The 19,510-nt window shown below is 71.6% G+C and carries 15 protein-coding genes; 9 read left to right on the plus strand and 6 right to left on the minus strand.

Translation table 11 applies throughout. The annotated features are described in order from the left end of the window. Positions 1-34 precede the first annotated feature (34 nt). Both ACQEU6_RS41260 and ACQEU6_RS41265 read left to right on the plus strand, forming a co-directional pair. Positions 35-1,402, plus strand: a complete 1,368-nt coding sequence (locus ACQEU6_RS41260; protein ID WP_499339135.1) for an FAD-binding oxidoreductase — start codon at positions 35-37, stop codon at positions 1,400-1,402. 89 nt (positions 1,403-1,491) lie between these two features. Next, complete coding sequence (locus ACQEU6_RS41265) at positions 1,492-2,757, plus strand: class I SAM-dependent methyltransferase (RefSeq protein WP_499339137.1); 1,266 nt, start codon at positions 1,492-1,494, stop codon at positions 2,755-2,757. A 70-nt stretch (positions 2,758-2,827) separates the two neighbouring features. Here ACQEU6_RS41265 and ACQEU6_RS41270 read toward each other — a convergent pair whose 3' ends face one another. Beyond that, positions 2,828-3,322, minus strand: coding sequence for a cupin domain-containing protein (locus tag ACQEU6_RS41270; protein WP_499339138.1), 495 nt, complete (start codon positions 3,320-3,322; stop codon positions 2,828-2,830). Between the two features lie 128 nt (positions 3,323-3,450). Beyond that, on the minus strand, positions 3,451-3,822 hold the full coding sequence (locus ACQEU6_RS41275) for a DUF4267 domain-containing protein (protein ID WP_499339139.1): 372 nt from the start codon (positions 3,820-3,822) through the stop codon (positions 3,451-3,453). Between the two features lie 92 nt (positions 3,823-3,914). Here ACQEU6_RS41275 and ACQEU6_RS41280 point away from each other — a divergent pair, with 92 nt between their 5' ends. After that, positions 3,915-4,487: a TetR/AcrR family transcriptional regulator gene (locus tag ACQEU6_RS41280; protein WP_499339140.1), complete on the plus strand. Its 573-nt coding sequence runs from the start codon at positions 3,915-3,917 to the stop codon at positions 4,485-4,487. Between the two features lie 51 nt (positions 4,488-4,538). On the opposite strand, the gene ACQEU6_RS41285 is transcribed toward ACQEU6_RS41280, so the two are convergent. Beyond that, complete coding sequence (locus ACQEU6_RS41285) at positions 4,539-6,029, minus strand: DUF6882 domain-containing protein (protein WP_499339141.1); 1,491 nt, start codon at positions 6,027-6,029, stop codon at positions 4,539-4,541. 178 nt (positions 6,030-6,207) lie between these two features. Between ACQEU6_RS41285 and ACQEU6_RS41290 the strand changes: the two genes are divergently transcribed. After that, positions 6,208-7,764, plus strand: a complete 1,557-nt coding sequence (locus tag ACQEU6_RS41290; RefSeq protein ID WP_499339142.1) for a GMC family oxidoreductase — start codon at positions 6,208-6,210, stop codon at positions 7,762-7,764. Here the strand turns inward: ACQEU6_RS41290 and ACQEU6_RS41295 are convergent. Further along, positions 7,745-8,626, minus strand: coding sequence for an alpha/beta fold hydrolase (locus tag ACQEU6_RS41295; RefSeq protein ID WP_499339144.1), 882 nt, complete (start codon positions 8,624-8,626; stop codon positions 7,745-7,747). The genes ACQEU6_RS41290 and ACQEU6_RS41295 overlap by 20 nt on opposite strands. Positions 8,627-8,788: 162 nt before the next feature. On the opposite strand from ACQEU6_RS41295, the gene ACQEU6_RS41300 reads away from it, so the two are divergent. Both ACQEU6_RS41300 and ACQEU6_RS41305 read left to right on the plus strand, forming a co-directional pair. Further along, on the plus strand, positions 8,789-10,180 hold the full coding sequence (locus ACQEU6_RS41300) for an aspartate aminotransferase family protein (protein WP_499339145.1): 1,392 nt from the start codon (positions 8,789-8,791) through the stop codon (positions 10,178-10,180). A gap of 146 nt (positions 10,181-10,326) precedes the next feature. Further along, positions 10,327-11,574, plus strand: a complete 1,248-nt coding sequence (locus ACQEU6_RS41305) for a cytochrome P450 (protein WP_499339147.1) — start codon at positions 10,327-10,329, stop codon at positions 11,572-11,574. Positions 11,575-11,581: 7 nt separating this feature from the next. Here ACQEU6_RS41305 and ACQEU6_RS41310 read toward each other — a convergent pair whose 3' ends face one another. After that, positions 11,582-12,313, minus strand: coding sequence for an SDR family oxidoreductase (locus tag ACQEU6_RS41310; protein WP_499339149.1), 732 nt, complete (start codon positions 12,311-12,313; stop codon positions 11,582-11,584). Between the two features lie 114 nt (positions 12,314-12,427). On the opposite strand from ACQEU6_RS41310, the gene ACQEU6_RS41315 reads away from it, so the two are divergent. Continuing rightward, positions 12,428-13,270, plus strand: coding sequence for a helix-turn-helix transcriptional regulator (locus ACQEU6_RS41315; protein ID WP_499339150.1), 843 nt, complete (start codon positions 12,428-12,430; stop codon positions 13,268-13,270). A 42-nt stretch (positions 13,271-13,312) separates the two neighbouring features. On the opposite strand, the gene ACQEU6_RS41320 is transcribed toward ACQEU6_RS41315, so the two are convergent. Then, positions 13,313-14,857: a long-chain-fatty-acid--CoA ligase gene (locus ACQEU6_RS41320; protein ID WP_499339152.1), complete on the minus strand. Its 1,545-nt coding sequence runs from the start codon at positions 14,855-14,857 to the stop codon at positions 13,313-13,315. Between the two features lie 411 nt (positions 14,858-15,268). Here ACQEU6_RS41320 and ACQEU6_RS41325 point away from each other — a divergent pair, with 411 nt between their 5' ends. Continuing rightward, entirely contained in the window at positions 15,269-15,883 is a 615-nt protein-coding gene (locus ACQEU6_RS41325) for a hypothetical protein (protein WP_499339154.1), read from the plus strand. A gap of 229 nt (positions 15,884-16,112) precedes the next feature. Further along, positions 16,113-18,575, plus strand: coding sequence for a leucine--tRNA ligase (gene leuS, locus ACQEU6_RS41330; protein ID WP_499340518.1), 2,463 nt, complete (start codon positions 16,113-16,115; stop codon positions 18,573-18,575). The last annotated feature ends 935 nt before the right edge of the window (positions 18,576-19,510 follow it).

Genomic DNA, 19,510 nt, shown 5'->3' on the forward strand with positions numbered 1-19,510 from the left:
GGGATGATCGATTAACTATGCGAGGGAGGGGTAGATGACGGAGCTTGCGATCAAGGGCGATCACCAGCAGGCGGTGGAGGCTCTCAGGAGGTCCTACGAGGCCATCCCGGCGGGCACGCCGGTGCGGCTGGCCAAGCGGACCTCGAACCTGTTCCGGTGGCGCGACCCCTCTGCGGCGCCCGGCCTGGACGTCTCCGCCTTCGACAAGGTGCTGAGCGTCGACCCGGACGAGCGGACCGCGCAGGTCCAGGGCATGACGACGTACGAGGACCTGGTCGACGCGACGCTGCCGCACGGGCTGATGCCGACGGTCGTCCCCCAGCTGAAGACGATCACGCTGGGCGGGGCGGTGACCGGGCTCGGCATCGAGTCGACGTCGTTCCGGGACGGGCTGCCGCACGAGGGCGTCCTGGAGCTGGAGGTCCTCACCGGCGACGGGCAGGTCGTCACGGCGACGCGCGACAACGAGCACAAGGACCTGTTCCACGGCTTCCCGAACTCCTACGGGACGCTCGGCTACAGCCTCCGGTTGAAGATCGAGCTGCGGCCCGTCCGGCCCTACGTCCGGCTGCGGCACCTGCGGTTCACCGACGCGGCGGAGCTCGCCCGCGTCCTGGGGGAGATCACCGAGTCCGGGACGTTCGAGGACGAGACCGTCGACTTCATGGACGGGACGGTCTTCGGCGCGGACGAGCAGTACGTCACGCTCGGCTTCTTCGCCGACTCCGCGCCCTACACCTCCGACTACACCGGCCAGCAGGTCTACTACAGGTCGGTCCAGCAGCGGTCGGTCGACTTCCTCACCATCCGCGACTACATCTGGCGCTGGGACACCGACTGGTTCTGGTGCTCGGGCGCGTTCGGCGTGCAGAACCCGACCGTCCGGCGGCTGTGGCCCGACAAGTACAAGCGCTCCGACGTGTACCGCAAGCTGGTCGCCTACGACCGCCGGTACCACATCGTCGCGCGCGCGGAGCGGTGGCGGGGGCTGCGCCCGCGCGAGGACGTCATCCAGGACATCGAGGTCCCCGTCGAGCGGCTTCCGGAGTTCCTGGAGTTCTTCCACGACAAGGTGGGCATGAGCCCGATCTGGCTGTGCCCGCTGCGTGCGAAGGAGCAGTGGCCGCTGTACCCGCTGGACGTGGGCCGCCCGTACGTGAACGTCGGTTTCTGGGGGACGGTGCGGATCCCGCCGGGCCAGATCCCCGAGTACCACAACCGGCTCATCGAGCGTAAGGTCGCCGCCCTCGACGGCCACAAGTCCCTCTACTCGACGGCCTTCTACGGCCGGGACGAGTTCTGGCGGTACTACGACGGAGAGACCTACCGGCGGCTCAAGGGGTCCTACGATCCCGACGGGCGGCTGCTGGACCTCTACGACAAGTGCGTGCGCGGACGCTGACCAGGCGGCCCGCAGTTCGGGGGAGTCCCGCGCGGGAGGCGGCCGACCGCCGCCGCCCGCGCCGGGGCGGAGAGACAGGAGGAACCAAGATGACGCTGGCCAGGGTCTTCGAGCAGCTCGCCGGGGCTGAGGCGCCAGTGGAGTTCACGGCCTACGACGGATCTCGGGCGGGGGTGCCCGGCGCCGACATCCGTTTCGACGTGCGCTCACCGTACGCGGTCTCGTATCTGCTGCACTCGCCGGGCGCGCTGGGGCTCGCCCGCGCCTACGTCACCGGCATGATCGACGTCGACGGCGACATGATCGCGGCGCTGACGACGATGCAGCAGGTGTTCAGCGACGTGACGCCGCGCGACAAGGCGAGGATCGCGGGCGGGGTGATGGGCGATCCGCTGCTGCGCGCGGCGGCGTCGCGCCGGCTGGACCCGCCGCAGCAGGAGGCGCCGTTCAGCCGCATCCCGTCGTGGCTGCGACACTCCAAGAGGCGCGACGCGCGGGCCATCTCCCACCACTACGACGTGTCCAACACCTTCTACGAGTGGGTGCTCGGCCCCTCCATGGCCTACACGTGCGCGTGCTACCCGCATGAGGGCGCGACGCTGGAGGAGGCGCAGTACGCCAAGCACGACCTGGTGGCCAAGAAGCTCGGGCTGAAGCCGGGCATGCGGCTGCTCGACGTCGGCTGCGGCTGGGGCGGCATGGTGATGCACGCCGCGAAGGAGTACGGGGTCAAGGCGCTCGGGGTCACGCTGTCCAAGCAGCAGGCCGAGTGGGCGCAGAAGGCCATCGCCGACCGGGGCCTGTCCGACCTCGCCGAGGTCCGGCACATGGACTACCGCGACGTGACCGAGACCGGCTTCGACGCGGTCAGCTCGATCGGCCTGACCGAGCACATCGGGAAGAAGAACCTTCCGGCCTACTTCTCCTTCCTCCACGGGAAGCTGAAGAAGGGCGGGCGGATGCTGAACCACACCATCACGCGCCCGGACAACACGTCCCCGTCCCGCAAGGAGAACGGGTTCATCAACCGGTACGTGTTCCCGGACGGCGAGCTGGAGGGCCCGGGCCACGTCCAGTGCCAGATGAACGACGCGGGGTTCGAGATCCGGCACCAGGAGAACCTGCGCGAGCACTACGCGCGCACGCTCACCGGCTGGTGCGAGAACCTCGACGCGCACTGGGACGAGGCCGTCGCCGAGGTCGGTGAGGGCACCGCCCGCGTGTGGCGCGTCTACATGGCCGGCTGCGTTCTCGGCTTCAACCAGAACTGGATCCAGCTGCACCAGACGCTCGGCGTGAAGCTGGAGGACGACGGCACGAGCCGCATGCCGCTGCGGCCCGACTGGGGATCGTGACGGCGCGTCCGTCTCAGCCGCCGACGAGCCGACCGGGTGTTCCGTTCGGCTCGTCGCCGTTTCGGGGCCGTCAGGCTCGCGCCGCATCCCAGGCCCGGCTGGTGAGGAAGTAGGTGTCGTAGATCTCCTGGACGTCCAGGAGGCTCTCGGGCGGGACCTTCCCGTAGGCGATGCGCTCCAGGTGGCGGAAGTACTCGAAGCGCTCGACGCCCGGGGTGATGACGATGAGGATGTCGGCGCCCTCTCCGGGGGCGGCCGCGAAGGCGTGCGGCAGGCCGGGCGGGACGACCACGAGGTCGCCGCGTTCGGCGGTCACCACCTGCTCGCCCGAGAGGAGCTGGGCGGCGCCGTCCAGCATGTAGAACATCTCGGCGGAGCCGTCGTGGCGGTGCGGCTTGGCGCCGTCCGCGCCGGCGTCCAGGGTGACGCGCTGGGTGGACAGGGCGCCGCCGGTCGAACCGCTGTCGGCCAGCAGCCGGATGGTGACGGGGGATCGGCCGATCACCTCGGCCTCGGCGGAACGGACGATCACGGACTCGTCGAAGTCCGGTGGGATCAGCGACATGCGATGGGCTCCTCGTCCGGGACGGAAGGGTTCAGATGACGGGGTTCAGCTGACGGGGTTCGGGCGGCAGGGTTCGGGCGGCAGGGTTCGGGCGGCAGGGTTCGGGCGGCAGGGTTCGGGCGGCAGGGTCAGAGGGCGAACATCAGGGCCGCGCTGACGAGCACGATCACGGCGGTGGCGAGGTGGATGCCGAAGGCGGTGGCCTTGGTGCCGCCGTTGCGCAGCACGATCAGGGTGTCGCCGAGCGGGACGACGGCGACGGTCAGCATGTACCAGCCCACGGCGTGGGCGCCCGCGAAAGCGATCAGGGCGAGGCCGAGGATGCCGAACGTCAGGTCGCGCACCGCCTTGACCTGGAAGTAGGCGGCGTCGCCGTCGGGCTTGGCGGGGACGCCGTAGCCGGCGGCCGCCGCGATGGGCGCCGTGAAGAACCGCACGCCGAGGAACACGCAGAACAGGGCGAGCACGACGGCCAGTCCGTAGGCGACAGGGGTGAGCATGATCGGCATCTCCATGGTGCTAGCAGTGCTAGGAACAGGGTCGACGCTAGCATAGCGACGGCAGAATGGCTAGCAGTGCTAGAATCACTGCCATGTCGATCCAGGGACGCCGGGAACGCGAACGGGCGGAACGCGAGAAGCTGATCATCACGGCGGCGCGGGAGCTGGCCGAGAGCGAGGGGTGGGACGCGGTGACGACGCGGCGGCTCGCCGCCGAGATCGAGTACAGCCAGCCCGTCCTCTACAGCCACTTCAAGGGCAAGGGCGCCATCATGGCGGCGGTCGCGGTCGAGGGGTGCGCCGAGCTCGCGGGCGAGCTGCGGGAGGCGCGCGCCTCGGCCGCCGAGCCCGCCGAGGCGCTGGCGGACGTCGCGGCGGCCTACACCGACTTCGCGGAGCGCAGGCCCGCCCTCTACGACGTGATGTTCGTCAGCGACGTCGACCTGCCGTTCGCGACCCCCGAGGCGCCGCCCGCCCTCCAGGAGGCCTTCGGCGAGCTGCGCGAGACCGTCCGGCCGTTCGCGGGCGAGGACGACGTGGAGGTGCTCACCGAGACGTTCTGGAGCGGCCTGCACGGCCTCCTCACCCTGATGCGCGACGGGCGCATGCACCGCGAGCACCACGAGCGGCGCATGGCCGTCCTGCTCAGCCGCTTCTCCACCTGACCGCTCCGCCGCGCCTGACGCCGCGCCCGCCGCGCCCAGGCGCCGAGCCGGTCAGTCGGCGGCGGCGCGGCCCGCGCTGGTGGCCTTGATGAGGCCGTCGGAGGTGAAGGCGACCGTCACCTGGCCGCCCTGCGGGGCGATGCCGTCGATGGCCTCCTCGGACTCCCTGATCCGGCACCCGTGGTGGGCGAGGAAGCCGCGGACGACGCGGCGCTGCTCCGTGGGGAAGATCTCGGCGGCGGTCATCATCAGGCGCGTCGCCGAGAGCGGGTCGAACTCGGCCTGGGGGAGGGCGGGGTCGTCGACGTGGAAGTAGAACGAGCCCTTCCCGTCGTTCACGCGGCAGCTCCGCACGCCGTTGCCGCCGAGCAGCGCGGCGGCGGCGATGGCCATGGTGGTCGCGGCCTGGTGCGGGTCGGGAAAGCCGGAAAGGTCCAGGCGTCCCGCCGCCAGCTCCGGGACGGCGTGGCGCTCGCCGTGCTCGCGGACGGCGGCCAGCGGGGCGACGGCGGGCACGCTCTCGCCGAAGTGGGGGTTGGCCCACGCCCACAGCCACGTGTCGCTCAGGTGCGAGAAGCTGCCGAGGAACGTCATGCCGTGGAGGGTGCGGCCGCCCGCGGTGATGGTGCGCGCGTCGACGTCGAAGGCGACGTCGCCGTCGTCGACGGCGGCGTTGAGGACGTTCTGCCGCTGGATCGCCGCGGCCGAACCGGCGCTGGCGAACGCCTCGAACTCCGGGCTGTAGCAGCCGAGCCCGTTCACGAACTCCGACCAGAACCGGGCGCCGCGCTCGTCGCCCCGGCGCCGGTAGATGTCGCCGAGGCCGCGGGCGGCCTGCTCGACGCCGGCCTCCTGCACCGACCGGCGGAACCAGCCGATGGCGGCGTCCTCGTCCCCCGCCTGCTGGAAGTGCGCGCCGAGGCAGTAGGCGGCCTTGGGATGCCCGAGGCCGGCGGCCTGCCGCCACGCCTGGAGCCGCCCGGCGGAGTCGCCCCGGTCCTGCCGCACGAAGCCCAGGTTGAACGCGGCGCCGCCGTTGCCGCGCTCGGCGGCGCGGGTGTACCAGGTCTCCGCCGCTTCGAGGTCGCCCTTCCCGTCGTCGTCGTACAGCCGGCCGAGGTTGAAGGCGGCCTTGTCCTCGCCGAGCTCCCAGGCCCGGCGGAAGAAGCCCATGGCCTCCTCGACGTCGCCCCGGTTCTCCAGGAGGATGCCCAGATTCAGCGCGCCGCCGCTGAAACCGCCCTCGGCGGACCGCCGGTACCAGCGTTCGGCCGTCTCCAGGTCGCCGTCCCGCTCCGCCGCGTAGCCGACCTCGAAGGCGCTCTCGGGGAGTCCCGCCTCGGCGGCCCGCAGCCACCACGCCACCGCCTCCCGCTCGTCGCCGCGGTCCGCGGTGATGAAGCCGAGCTCGTGGGCGCCCCCCGGATGCCCCGCCTCGAACGCCCGCCGCAGCAGCTCCTCGGCCTCCGCGACGTTCCCGCCGCGCTTGGCCTCCCTGCCGCGCTCGTACGCTTCGACTGATTCGGCCGGGTACTCGGTCATCGCACGCCCCCTCTGGGTGATCACACGTTCACGGGATCGACGCCGCGTGCCCGGTCCGGGTTCCATGGGCGCGCGGGCGTCCGAAACCGTTCCGCACGCATGGACGGGCGGACCCTCCCGGTGGTAAGCCCGGGGGGAAGAACAGGCCGTGCCGCGGCCCGTGGAGAGCGGGAGCCCTATGGAACACGACTATGTCATCGTCGGCGCCGGGTCCGCGGGGTGCGCACTGGCCGCGCGGCTCTCCGAGGACGCCTCCGTCACCGTCGCGCTCCTGGAGGCGGGCGGCCCGGACGACAAGAGCGAGATCCACATCCCGGCCGCGTTCCCGAAGCTCTTCAAGACCGAGTACGACTGGGACTACAGCACCGCCGAGCAGCCCGAACTGGACGGGCGCGCGCTGTACTGGCCGCGGGGGAGGATGCTCGGCGGGTCGTCGTCGCTGAACGCGATGATGTGGGTGCGCGGCCACTACGACGACTACGACGAGTGGGACCTCCCCGGCTGGTCGTACGAGGACGTCGTCCCGTACTTCAAGCGGGTCGAGGGGCGCGTCGGCAGCAACAGGGGCGACGTGTACGGGACGTCCGGCCCGGTCACGATCTCCGAGCAGCGCAGCCCGAACGTGACGACGCGGGCGTTCCTGGAGGCGTGCGCCGCGAACGGCCTGAACAGGCTGCCCGAGCTGAACGGCCCGTCCAACGAGGGGTACGCGCTCACTCCGGTCAGCCAGCGGCGCGGCAGGCGGTGCAGCGCGGCGGACGCGTACCTGCGCCCCGCGCGGGGGCGCCCGAACCTGACCGTCGTGACCGGCGCGCAGGTGTCGCGGGTCCTGATCGAGGACGGCCGCGCGACCGGCGTGGAGTACGGCGGCGAGCGCGTCGCGGCGCGCCGCGAGGTGGTCCTGGCCGCGGGCGCGGTCGGGTCGCCGCACCTGCTGATGCTGTCCGGCGTCGGCGACCCCGAGCACCTGCGGGGCGCCGGGGTGGAGCCGGTCGTGGAGTCACCGCAGGTGGGGCGCCACCTCCAGGACCACCTGTCGGTCGGCGTCGTGCGGCGCTGCCCCCGGAAGGTCACGCTCGCGGGCGCGGAGTCGCTGCCGAACATCGCCCGGTACCTGCTCGCGCGGCGCGGGCCCTTCACCTCCAATGTGGGCGAGGCGGTCGCCTTCACCAAGAGCTCTCCCGCCCTGCACGCCCCCGACCTCGAACTGATCTTCGCGCCGGCCCCCCACATCGCGCACGGGCTCACCCCGCCGACCGAGCACGGCGTGACGGTCGGCGTCGTGCTGCTGCGGCCCGAGTCGTCCGGGCGCGTCGCGCTCGCCTCCGCCGACCCGGCCGCGCCGCCGGTGATCGACCCCGCCTACCTGACGCAGGAGGGCGACCTGCGGCGCCTGATGCACGGCGTCCGGCGCGCGGAGGAGCTGATGGCCGCCGACGCGCTCAGACCCTTCGTCGGCGACGTGATGGAGCCCTACACGGGCGCCGGCGACGAGGAGGCGCTGGCCGCCTACGTCCGGGGGCACGCCGAGACGCTCTACCACCCGACCGGCACCTGCCGGATGGGCGCCGGCGCCGACTCCGTCGTCGACCCGGACCTGCGCGTCCGCGGCGTCGAGGGGCTCCGGGTCGCGGACGTGTCGGTCCTGCCGCAGATCACCCGGGGCCACACCAACGCCCCCGCCATCATGATCGGCGAGAAGGCGGCCGACCTGATCAGGACGCCAGCCAGCTGAGCACGCGCTCGTTCACCTCGGCCGGGCGGTCCAGCTGGAGGAAGTGGCCGGCGCCGGGGATCCGCTCGGCACGCGATCCCGGCGGGAGGGCGGCCCGGACGGCGTCGAGGTCAACGCCGCCCGCGGCGATGCAGCCGTCCTCGGCGCCGTGCAGGTAGAGGACGGGGCGCTCGCCCACGACCGTGGTCGCCTGCTGCTCGGCCGCGTACCGGTCGACGAGCCGGGACGGGTCGAGCATCGCGCGGTAGTACCCGATGGCCGCCGCGGCGTTGGCGGGCGCGGCGAGGCACTCCATGACGCGGTCGACGTCCCCGGACCGGTCGCGGCCGTCTTCCGGGGACCAGTCGCGCCACAGTCCTTCGACGAACGCGCGGCCGAACGCGAGCTCGGCGAGCGGCGTCTGGAAGACGAAGATGTAGAACGAGCGCTTGAGCTGCTCGTAGTCCAGGAAGGTCGCCGTCATCACCGAGATGGGCGGGACGGACAGGGCGACCGCCCTGCGCCAGCGGTCGGGAGCGGCGTTGGCGGCTCCGTAGGTCGCGAATGCGCCCCAGTCGTGGCCGACGAGGACGGCGTCCGGGCCGCCGCCGAGCGCCTCGTGCAGGGCGACGGCGTCGGCGGCGAGCGCGCCGCTCTGGTACGCGCCGTCCTCGGGGACCGGTGTGGGGGCGTACCCGCGCATGAAGGGGGCCACGGCGCGGTATCCGGCGGCCGCCAGCTCCGGCATCAGGTGCCGCCAGGTGTGCGGGGAGTCGGGGAAGCCGTGCAGCAGCAGCGCCAGGGGCCCGTCGTGGGGGCCGGCGGCGAGGTATCCGAAGTCGAGCCCGTTCGCGTTGACCGATCCGGTCGTGATGTCGCTCATGTACCTCTCCTCGGTTCGCGGCGAACGGTACCCGGGCCCGGGTGGCGCGGGATGGGTAGGGCCATCTCTCTTCGGATATCGGCGTATCACCATGTGTTTACAGCGGAATCCGTAGTCACATAGCATCAATGCGACTGGATCGATCGCAGCGAGGGAAACGTGATGACGGAGTCGGACGTGACCAGCCAGCAGCACGACGCGATGCAGAGGGCGGCGCGCGACCATCTGTGGATGCACTTCGCGCGGCACTCGGCGTCCGGGGACGGCGCCGAGATCCCCGTGATCGTCCGGGGCGAGGGGCCCTACGTCTACGACTCGGCGGGACGCCGCTACCTGGACGGGCTCGCCGGGCTGTTCACCGTCCAGGCCGGGCACGGGCGCGAGGAGCTGGCCCAGGCCGCCGCCAAGCAGGCCGCCGAGCTGGCCTACTTCCCGATCTGGTCGTACGCGCACCCGAAGGCGGTCGAGCTGGCCGAGCGCCTCGCCGCGCTCGCGCCCGGGGACCTGAACCGCGTCTTCTTCACCACCGGCGGCGGCGACGCGGTGGAGAGCGCGTGGAAGCTCGCCAAGCACTACTTCAAGCTCACGGGGAAGCCGGGCAAGCACAAGGTGATCAGCCGCGCGGTCGCCTACCACGGCACCCCGCACGGCGCGCTGTCGATCACGGGCCTGCCCGGCCTGAAGGCGCCGTACGAGCCGCTGGTGCCGAGCGGGTTCCGGGTGCCGAACACCAACATCTACCGGGCCGCCGAGCACCGCGACGACCCCGAGGCGTTCGGCCGGTGGGCCGCCGACCGGATCGAGGAGGCCATCGAGTTCGAGGGCGCCGACACCGTCGCCGCCGTGTTCCTGGAGCCGGTGCAGAACGCCGGCGGCTGCTTCCCCCCGCCGCCCGGCTACTTCCAGCGCGTCCGCGAGATCTGCGACAGGCACGACGTCCTGCTGGTGTCGGACGAGGTGATCTGCGCGTTCGGCCGCCTCGGCACGATGTTCGGCGCGCAGCGGTTCGGCTACACGCCCGACGTCATCACCTTCGCCAAGGGCGTGACGTCCGGGTACGCGCCGCTCGGCGGGATGCTCGTCGCCGACCGCCTGTTCGAGCCGTTCAGGGGCGGGACGGAGATGTTCGCGCACGGCTACACCTTCGGCGGGCACCCGGTGTCGGCGGCGGTGGCGCTGGCCAACCTCGACCTGTTCGAGCGCGAGGACCTGACCGGGCACGTCACGCGCAACCGGGACGCGTTCCGGGGGACGCTGGAGCGGCTGCGCGACCTGCCCATCGTCGGGGACGTGCGCGGCGACGGCTACTTCTACGGCATCGAGCTGGTGAAGGACCAGGACACCCGCGAGACCTTCGACGACGAGGAGTCCGAGCGCCTGCTGCGCGGGTTCCTCGACAAGGCCCTCTACGAGGCGGGCCTCTACTGCCGGGCCGACGACCGCGGCGACCCCGTCGTCCAGCTGGCGCCGCCGCTGATCTGCGACCAGGGGCACTTCGACGAGATCGAGCAGATCCTGCGCTCCGTCCTCCAGGAGGCGTGGACGCGGCTGTGACCGGCCGCCGGGGCGCGGGACCGTTCCGTCCCCCGGCGGGCCGATGTGAGGCGCGTCACCCGGCCGATCAGTGTGCGCTTGCATCTTTACTTTGAGAGGGTGCATGTAAACCGAATCGGGTTCGGACATGACGAGGTGGTGGGCGCGTGCTCAAGGTCGACGACATCAACCTGACGGACTGGGAGTTCTGGCGGCGGCCGCACGACTACCGGCACGAGGCCTTCAAAGCGCTGCGGTGGCACGCCGGCCTCGTCCGCTACGAGGAGCCGGACATCGTCATCGCCCCCCAGGGCCCCGGCTACTACGCGCTGACCCGGCACGCCGACGTCGTCGAGGCGTCCCGCCGCCCGCAGGACTTCTGCTCCGGCAGGGGCGCCATCAGCATCCCGGACATGCCGGGTGACATGCACGAGTACTTCGGCTCGATGATCAGCATGGACGACCCCCGGCACGCCAAGATTAGACGCATCGTGTCCCGGGCGTTCTCGCCCCGCATGATCCAGCGGTTCGAGGACCGGGTCGAGGCGGTCGCGGGCCAGATCGTCGAGAACGTGGCGGAGGGCGGGGGTTCGGGCGACTTCGTCGCCGACGTCGCCGCCCGCCTCCCGTTGAAGATCATCTGCGACATGATGGGCATCGCGGAGGAGCAGTACGGGACCGTCCTGGACGCCACCAACGTCATCCTGGCGGGCAACGACCCCGAGTTCGTCCCGTCGGCGGAGCCGGAGCAGATGGCGATGGCCCTGCTCGGCGCCGGCGAGACGCTGCGCGGCCTGGTCGAGGAACTCGGGCGGCGGCGCCGCGCGAACCCCACCGACGACCTCACCTCCGCCCTGGTGAACGCCAACCTCGACGGCGAGTCGCTGACCGACCAGGAACTCGGCTCGTTCTTCATCCTGCTGGTCGTCGCCGGCAACGAGACGACCCGCAACGCGATCGCCCACGGCCTCGACCTGTTCACCCGGCACCCCGACCAGCGGGCCCTGCTGGTCGAGGACTTCGACGGCCGGATGCCCGGCGCGGTCGAGGAGATCGTCCGGTACGTCTCGCCGGTCATCTGGATGCGCAGGACCGCGACCCGCGACACCGTGCTGAACGAGCACGAGATCAAGGAGGGCGACAAGCTCGTCCTCTACTACTGGTCGGCCAACCGGGACGAGTCGGTCTTCACCGACCCGGAGCGGTTCGACATCCTGCGCGACCCGAACCCGCACGTCGGCTTCGGCGGGCCTGGGCCGCACTTCTGCCTCGGCGCGCACCTGGCCAGGCGCGAGATCACCGTGATGTTCCGCGAGCTGCTGCGCCGCGCGCCCGCCATCCGCGCCTCCGGCGACCCCGACCGCCTGGAGTCCAACTTCATCAACGGGATCAAGCGCCTGCCCTACACGGTCTGAGCCCGGGCTACCAGGGCAGGGGACCGTCCTCGGCGAGGAACGCGCCCGTCGGGCCGCCGTCGCCGAGGAGGGCCACCCCGGCGATCACGGACGCCCCCTGCTCCGGTGTCCGGTGCCCGGCGTGGTCGTTGAGATCCGTCGCGCAGTACCCGGGCGCGGTGGCGTTCACCGTGATCGAGGTCCCGGCCAGCTCCTTGGCATAGGCGACGGTGACGGCGTTCAGCGCCGACTTGGACGCGTTGTACGGCAGCAGGTTGACGCCGTGCACCGGACTGGACGGGTCGCTGTGCAACGTCAGCGAGCCGAGTCCGCTGGAGACGTTGACGATCCGCCCGGCGGGGGAGCGGCGCAGCAGCGGGAGCATCGCGTTGGTGACCGCGACGACGCCGAACACGTTGGTCTCGAACGCGGTCCGGACCAGGTCCGGCGTAGTCCGGCTCGGCGGGAAGCCGGTGGCGCCCGTCGTGGTGATCCCGGCGTTGTTGACCAGGATGTCGAGCCGGCCGAACTCGGCGCCGATCCACTTGGCGGCGGCCTCGACGGTGTCGGCGTCGGTGACGTCCAGCAGGACGAACCGGGCGTCGATCCCCTCGGCGGCGAGCGCGGCGGCGGCCGGCTCGCCGCGCTCGGCCGAACGCGCCCCGAGCAGGACGGCGGCGCCGCCGCGGCCGAGGACGCGGGCCGTCTCGAAGCCGATGCCCTTGTTGGCTCCGGTGATGAGTGCGATCTGTGTCGTCATGCCGTCCAGGTTTCCCGGCGGCGTCCGGGCTGAGGAGAGACCGGCCGAGGCTGGGATCGGCCGTACCACCCTGGACCCGGCGGCCGGTCCGCCGTATCGGACATGCTGGAGGACATGGACAGACAGGAGATGGCGGCGTTCCTGCGTTCCCGCCGGGCCCGCATCCAGCCCGCGGACGTCGGGCTCCCGGGAGGGACGCGCCGCCGAACCCCCGGTCTGCGCCGGGAAGAGGTCGCGCGGCTGGCCGGGATGTCGGTGGACTACTACATCCGGCTGGAGCAGGGACGCGGACCTCGCCCGTCCAGGCAGATCCTCGGTGCGCTGGCGCGCGCGCTGAGGCTGACCGACGACGAGCGCGCCTACCTCTTCGGCCTCGCCGGTGAGACGCCGGAACCGCCGATCGGCCCTTCGCAGGACGTCCCGCCGGGCATCGTCCACCTGCTCGAACGGCTGGACGACACGCCCGCCTACGTGCTCAGCGCCCGGCAGGACATCATCGCCTGGAACCCGCTCGCGGCGGCGCTCATGACCGACTTCGCGGCGAAGGCGCCCCATGACCGCAACGTCGTCCGGTGGCTGTTCGCCGGCCCCGACATCGAGCAGTACGGTGCCGACGAGTACGTGACGCAGTTCGCCCGCGGACTGGTGGCCGACCTGCGGGCGGCGTTCGGCCGTTATCCGGGCGACGCCGGCATCGCCGGGCTGGTCGCCGAGGTCGCCGGCCGCAGCGCGCTGTTCGCCCGGCTCTGGGACGAGGGCGAGGTCGGGATCAGGCGCGGCAGCCGCAAGCGCATGACGCATCCCGTCGTCGGCGAGCTGGACATGCACTGCGATGTCCTGTACGTCCCGGAACGCGACCAGCGGGTCGTCCTCTACACGACCACGCCCGGCACGCCCTCGCACGAGGCGATGAGACTGCTGCGCGTCGTCGGGACCCAGGACCTCGGCATCCGCTGAGGCCCCGAGCCCCGCGGGCGAGGCCCCGGGCCCCGCGGGCGGCTAGCGCAGCTCCCGCTTGAGGATCTTGCCGGTGGCCGTCATCGGCAGTTCGTCGCGGAACTCGACGATCCGCGGGTACTTGTAGCTGGCGAACTGCTCCTTGCCCCACGCGACCAGCTCGTCCTCGCCGACGGAGGCGCCGGGCGTGCGGATCACGTACGCCTTGACCTCCTCGCCGTGCGAGGGGTGCGGGACGCCCACGACCGCGGCCAGCGACACCTCCGGGTGGGTCATCAGGACCTCTTCCAGCTCCCGCGGGTACACGTTGTACCCACCCCGGATGATCATGTCCTTGGAGCGGTCGATGATGTAGTAGTAGCCCTCCTCGTCGCGGCGGGCCACGTCGCCGGTGCGGAACCAGCCGTCCCTGATGGAGGCCTCGGTCGCCTCGGGCCGCCCGTGGTAGCCCCTCATGATGTTGTGGCCCCGGACGGCGATCTCACCGGGCCCCTCGCCCTCGATCTCCTTCCAGTCGTCGTCGATCAGCTTCATCTCCACGCCCCACACGGGCAGGCCGATCGAGCCGGGCTTGGTCGGGCGGTCCGGGCGGTTGAACGAGGCCACCGGCGACGTCTCCGACAGGCCGTAGCCCTCCAGGACGTCCACGCCGAACTTCGTCTTGATCCCCTTGAGGACCTCCATCGGCAGCGCCGACCCGCCCGACACCGCGACCCGCAGGTTCTCCTGGATCGACGCGATGTCCTCGTCGGAGGTCTCGTCGGTCAGCAGGCCCCAGTACATGGTCGGGACGCCGGCGAAGATGTTCACCTTCTCCCTGACCATCAGCTCGACGGCCTGCCGTGCGTCGAACCTCGCCTGCATCACGAGCGTCGCGCGGCGGTAGAGGCCGACGTTCATCACGCACGTCTGCCCGAAGATGTGGAACAGCGGCAGTGTCACCAGCGACGTGTCGTGCAGCGTCCGGTAGAAGAGCGTGTCGTCCACCATGGCGTTCATGAGCAGGTTGCTGTGCGTGAGCTCGGCGCCCTTCGGCTGCCCGGTCGTCCCGCTGGTGTAGATGATCACGGCGGTGTCGCCCGGCCCGGTCTGCGCCGTCTCGAAGGTGCCCGGCTTCCCGGCGAGTGCGGCCCAGAACAGCTCGGCCCCCTCGACCGGGGACTCGGTGGCCGAGGGGTCGGCGGGCAGCAGGAACAGGTGCTCGCACCCCTCCGCCTGCTCGAACCCGGCGCGCCCCATCTCGCCGAGCGGCAGCTCCGGCGTCCCCTCGAAGCAGAAGAACGCCCTGGCGCCCGAGTCGCCGAGGTGGTAGGCGATCTCCCGCGGCTTGAGCAGCACGTTCAGCGGGACGACCACCGCCCCCGCCTTGAGCGCCCCGAAGTACACCATCGGGAAGTACGGGAGGTTCGGGCTGGACAGCGCCACCTTGTCGCCCGGCCCGATGCCGCGCTCGCGCAGCAGGTTCGCGACCTGGTTCGCGACCTGGTCGAGGAAGGAGTAGGAGAGCCGGAGGTCGCCGAACACGACGGCGTCGCGGTCGGGCGTCTCCCGGGCGGCGTCCTCCAGCAGCACGGACAGGTTGAGCATGGCACTCCTCGCGCGGAAAGGTGACCGGCCGGTTAGTTACCGACGAGTGTATGAAACCGTTCCGCACATCCTGCTGTATGGGCTCGCCCGGCGCCATGGTTCGCGGGCTTTGACGTGGCGTTTCCGTCGTCGCGGCGGTGGCCCTGGAGGGGAGGGGGCCGGACGGGACCGCGGTCCCGCCCGGCCCCGGGGGGTGCGGGCGACGGAGAGCGGCGCGCCCGCGGGGAGGTCCGACTTCTTTTATAGGAAACCTTCCTATTAGTTCGAGGATCGGGGATGGGGGCCGCCCCCGTCAAGCCTCCGGCGCCGTGACCGGATCCGGACGGCTCGCGCGGCCGCCCCACCCGGGCCGGATGCCCGCCGCCCGGCGGCGCTAGCATGTGCCGCTGCAGCGAGAAAGGGTGCGCGATCTTGATCATCTTCGGCTGGCGGGTGGTGTTCTTCACCCTGACCAGGGGAACCTTCCACTGCCCCGGGTGCGGCGGCGACCGCGACTACCGCCGCCGGCAGGGGCGCAACTTCTTCACGCTGTTCTTCATCCCGGTCATCCCGCTGACGAAGGCCGGCGGCGAGTTCGTCGAATGCGACACCTGCAAGGGCCGCTGGAACCCGGGCGTGCTCGACGTCCCCACCACCGCGCAGCTCGCGCAGATGCCCGCGATGCTGCTGCGCCTGGCCATCGCCCAGGTCCTGCGCTCCGGCGACTACACCAACGCGTCCGCCCGATCCCGCGCCGTCGCCGTCGTCCGGCAGGCCGGCGAGCCCGGGTACGACGAGTCCGCCCTGAACGCCGACCTCGGCCGTCCCTTCGACGAGGTCCGCGTCGAGATGGGACGCGCCGCCTCGGCCCTCGCCCCCGAGGCGCGGGAGAGCATCCTGCGCGCCGCCGCCGAGATCGCGCTGGTCGACGGCCCGCTGACCGTCTCCGAGGAGGAGACGCTGTCCGCCGTCGGCGCCGATCTGGAGCTGACCCGCGTGCAGGTGACCGGCGTCGTGTCCATGGCCCGCCAGGAGTCGGGGCACTGAGTCGCGGCGGGCGGGGTTGCGGTTGCGCTACTCTTTGAGGTATGCCAACCAGGCTGCTCCTCGAAGGACCGCGTTGACGCACTGACGTCAGCGTGGTGGCCCCTCCTGTGCGAGGGGCCGTTTCATGTCGGCGGACGGCCACGACCCAGCAGCAGGAACCGGAGTCAGAAGCGTGAGCAGCGACGTTCCCCACCGCGCAACGCCGGGGGGCACCGGGGGGGCGTCCCCCCTGAACGACGGGTACGACCCACGGGCGGTCCAGGACAAGTGGCAGGCCCGCTGGGAGGAGCTCGACCCGTTCAAAGCGGACGAGAAGGGCACCGCCGACGAGCGCCGCTACGCCCTCGACATGTTCCCCTACCCCAGCGGCGACCTGCACATGGGCCACGCGGAGGCGTTCGCCATCGGCGACGTCGTCGCGCGCTACTGGTTCCAGCGCGGCTTCAACGTCCTGCACCCGATCGGCTGGGACTCCTTCGGCCTGCCCGCCGAGAACGCCGCCATCAAGCGCGACTCGCACCCCGCCGAGTGGACGTACGCCAACATCGAGACGCAGGCGGCCTCCTTCCACCGCTACGCCCCGTCCTTCGACTGGACGCGGCGCCTGCACACCTCCGACCCCGGGTACTACAAGTGGACGCAGTGGCTGTTCCTGCGCTTCTACGAGCGGGGCCTGGCCTACCGCAAGGGCGGCCACGTCAACTGGTGCCCGAAGGACCAGACCGTCCTGGCCAACGAGCAGGTCGTGGGCGGCCACTGCGAGCGCTGCGGCGCGCTGGTCGAGAAGCGCGTGCTGACCCAGTGGTATTTCAAGATCACCGAGTACGCGGACCGGCTGCTGGACGACATGGCGCAGCTGGAGGGCAAGTGGCCCGAGCGCGTCCTGCTGATGCAGCGCAACTGGATCGGCCGCTCCACCGGCGCCGACGTCGACTTCGTGATCGAGGGGCGCGACGAGCCCGTCACCGTCTACACCACCCGCCCCGACACCCTGTACGGCGCGACGTTCATGGTCGTGGCCGCCGACGCCCCGCTGGCCGAGGAGGTCTGCCACCCCGACCACCGCGCCGCGTTCGAGGCCTACCGCGACGAGGTCTCCCGCGAGAGCGAGATCGAGCGGCTGTCCAGCGAGCGTGAGAAGACCGGCGTGTTCCTCGGCCGCTACGCGGTCAACCCGGTCAACGGCGAGCGGCTGCCCGTCTGGGCGTCCGACTACGTCCTGGCCGAGTACGGGCACGGCGCGATCATGGCCGTCCCGGCGCACGACCAGCGCGACCTGGACTTCGCGCTGAAGTTCGGCCTGCCCGTCCGCGTCGTCGTCGAGACCGGCCTGGCCGACCCCGCCGAGACCGGCGTCGCCACCCCCGGCGACGGCGCGATCGTCAACTCCGGCCCCATCGACGGGCTGACCAAGACCGACGGCATCGCCCGCATCACCGGGATCCTGGAGGAGCGCGGCACCGGCCGCGCGTCGGTGAACTTCCGGCTGCGCGACTGGCTGGTGTCCCGCCAGCGGTTCTGGGGCTGCCCGATCCCGATCGTGCACTGCGCGGCGTGCGGCGAGGTCCCCGTCCCCGACGACCAGCTGCCCGTGACCCTGCCCGAGGGCCTGCGCGGCGCCGACCTGGCTCCCAAGGGCACCTCGCCGCTGGCCGCCGCGGCCGACTGGGTCAACACCGAGTGCCCCAAGTGCGGCGGCGCGGCCACCCGCGACACCGACACCATGGACACGTTCGTCGACTCGTCCTGGTACTACTTCCGCTACTGCTCGCCCGACTACGAGGGCGGCCCGTTCGACGTCGAGCAGGTCCGCAAGTGGATGCCGGTCGACCAGTACACGGGCGGCGTCGAGCACGCCATCCTGCACCTGCTGTACAGCCGGTTCTTCACCAAGGTCCTGTACGACATGGGCATGGTCGACTTCACCGAGCCCTTCACCCGCCTGCTGAACCAGGGCCAGGTGATCAACCAGGGCAAGGCGATGTCGAAGTCGCTGGGCAACGGCGTCGACCTGGGCGAGCAGATCGGCGAGTTCGGGGTGGACGTCGTCCGCCTGGCGATCCTGTTCTCCGGCCCGCCCGAGGACGACATCGACTGGGCCGACGTGTCCCCGCACGGCATGTCGAAGTTCCTGTCCCGCGTGCACCGCATCGCCTCCGAGGTCTCCTCCGCGCCCGGCGCGGACGTCGCCTCCGGCGACACGACCCTGCGCCGCGCCACGGCCCGCACGGTCGACGAGGTCACCACGCTGGTCGAGACGCAGCGGTTCAACGTCGCCATCGCGCGGATCATGGAGCTGGTCACCGCGACCCGCAAGGCCGTCGACTCCGGCCCCGGCGCCGCCGACCCGGCCGTCCGCGAGGCCGCCGAGACGATCGCGCTCCTGCTGTCGCTGTTCGCCCCCTACACCGCCGACGAGGCGTGGGAGCTGCTGGGCCGCACCGCACCGGTGGTCCGCGCGGGCTGGCCGACGGCCGACCCCGCGCTGCTGGTGGAGGAGTCGGTCACCTGCGTCGTCCAGGTCGCCGGCAAGGTCCGCGACCGCCTGGACGTCCCGCCCGGCATCGCCGAAGAGGAACTGGAACGCCGCGCCCTGGCCTCGGCCAAGGTCCAGGACGCCCTGGCCGGCGCCGACATCGCCAAAATCATCGTCCGCGCCCCCAAGATCGTCAACATCGTCCCCAAACGCTGACCCGCAACGCCGCGCCGCTCCCACCCGAGCGGCGCGGCGCCAACCTCCCAACACGCCCCTCCCAGACCCCGGCCAGGGTCTCCACCAGCGCGCGGCATAGCGCACACAAAACGGCGCAAGCACCCCGCCGTCCACGGATTCGCCCCAACATGCCCGCGCGGCACGACGAGGCGATTCGCCGCAAGCGGGCTGCCCACCAAGGCAACGCACGCAACGCAACGCACGCAACGCAACGCGCATGAGGCGCCGCACACGGCGCGGCGCACGCAGGACGGACATGCTTGGCGTGACCTGCCCGAGATGCCACACGTGGGGATTGTCCACCTGAGACGACACGCACAACGTGACACGCGCGGAACGGCGCACATGGGCGGTGACGTACACGGGGTGGACAGGCGTAGCCCGACGTGGGCGAGGTGGCGCGAGTGACCTAGCGTGGCGTGCGGAGCTTGATCCCACGCCGTTGCCTGCGCGGCGTCACGTGTCCGAGATGGCTCGCACGGGGTGGCCGTGGCCGGAATTGGGGTCCATGGCGTCGCTCGCGTGGCTCGGCGTGCACGGCGCATGCAGCATGACATGCACGGGACGGCGAACGCGGGAAGGCGCGCGTCGTGGCCGTGGCGTGCGAGTGACATGACGTGGCGTGCGCAGCCTTTGCTAGGTGGCGCGAGTGACCTGACTCGGCGCGCGCAGCGTGGCTTCCACGGTGTTGCCTGAGCGCCATGACCATGCGAGATGGCATGAACGGAGTGGTGCGCGGGGTGGCCGTGGTGTGGGTTCGTGAAGTTGCGCATGTGGCTTGGCGTGCGCGACGTATGCGGGACGGCGTGCATGGCGTAACGCTTGCGGAGTGGCGCCAGTGACGTAGCGCGTGTGAGGTGGCATGACGTGCGCGAGATGGTGCGCGGCGTTGCGTGCGCGAGATGGTGCGCACC

The sequence above is a fragment of the Spirillospora sp. CA-108201 genome (assembly GCF_050936235.1).
GTDB lineage: Bacteria > Actinomycetota > Actinomycetes > Streptosporangiales > Streptosporangiaceae > Spirillospora.

Excerpts from the sequence above, each read along its gene's own strand:
- ACQEU6_RS41310 (WP_499339149.1), bottom strand. The coding sequence starts at position 12,313 with ATGACGACACAGATCGCACTCATCACCGGAGCCAACAAGGGCATCGGC.
- ACQEU6_RS41320 (WP_499339152.1), bottom strand. The coding sequence starts at position 14,857 with ATGCTCAACCTGTCCGTGCTGCTGGAGGACGCCGCCCGGGAGACGCCC.
- ACQEU6_RS41265 (WP_499339137.1), top strand. The coding sequence starts at position 1,492 with ATGACGCTGGCCAGGGTCTTCGAGCAGCTCGCCGGGGCTGAGGCGCCA.
- ACQEU6_RS41280 (WP_499339140.1), top strand. The coding sequence starts at position 3,915 with ATGTCGATCCAGGGACGCCGGGAACGCGAACGGGCGGAACGCGAGAAG.
- ACQEU6_RS41290 (WP_499339142.1), top strand. The coding sequence starts at position 6,208 with ATGGAACACGACTATGTCATCGTCGGCGCCGGGTCCGCGGGGTGCGCA.
- ACQEU6_RS41270 (WP_499339138.1), bottom strand. The coding sequence starts at position 3,322 with ATGTCGCTGATCCCACCGGACTTCGACGAGTCCGTGATCGTCCGTTCC.
- ACQEU6_RS41285 (WP_499339141.1), bottom strand. The coding sequence starts at position 6,029 with ATGACCGAGTACCCGGCCGAATCAGTCGAAGCGTACGAGCGCGGCAGG.
- ACQEU6_RS41295 (WP_499339144.1), bottom strand. The coding sequence starts at position 8,626 with ATGAGCGACATCACGACCGGATCGGTCAACGCGAACGGGCTCGACTTC.
- ACQEU6_RS41260 (WP_499339135.1), top strand. The coding sequence starts at position 35 with ATGACGGAGCTTGCGATCAAGGGCGATCACCAGCAGGCGGTGGAGGCT.
- ACQEU6_RS41300 (WP_499339145.1), top strand. The coding sequence starts at position 8,789 with ATGACGGAGTCGGACGTGACCAGCCAGCAGCACGACGCGATGCAGAGG.
- ACQEU6_RS41315 (WP_499339150.1), top strand. The coding sequence starts at position 12,428 with ATGGACAGACAGGAGATGGCGGCGTTCCTGCGTTCCCGCCGGGCCCGC.
- ACQEU6_RS41275 (WP_499339139.1), bottom strand. The coding sequence starts at position 3,822 with ATGCTCACCCCTGTCGCCTACGGACTGGCCGTCGTGCTCGCCCTGTTC.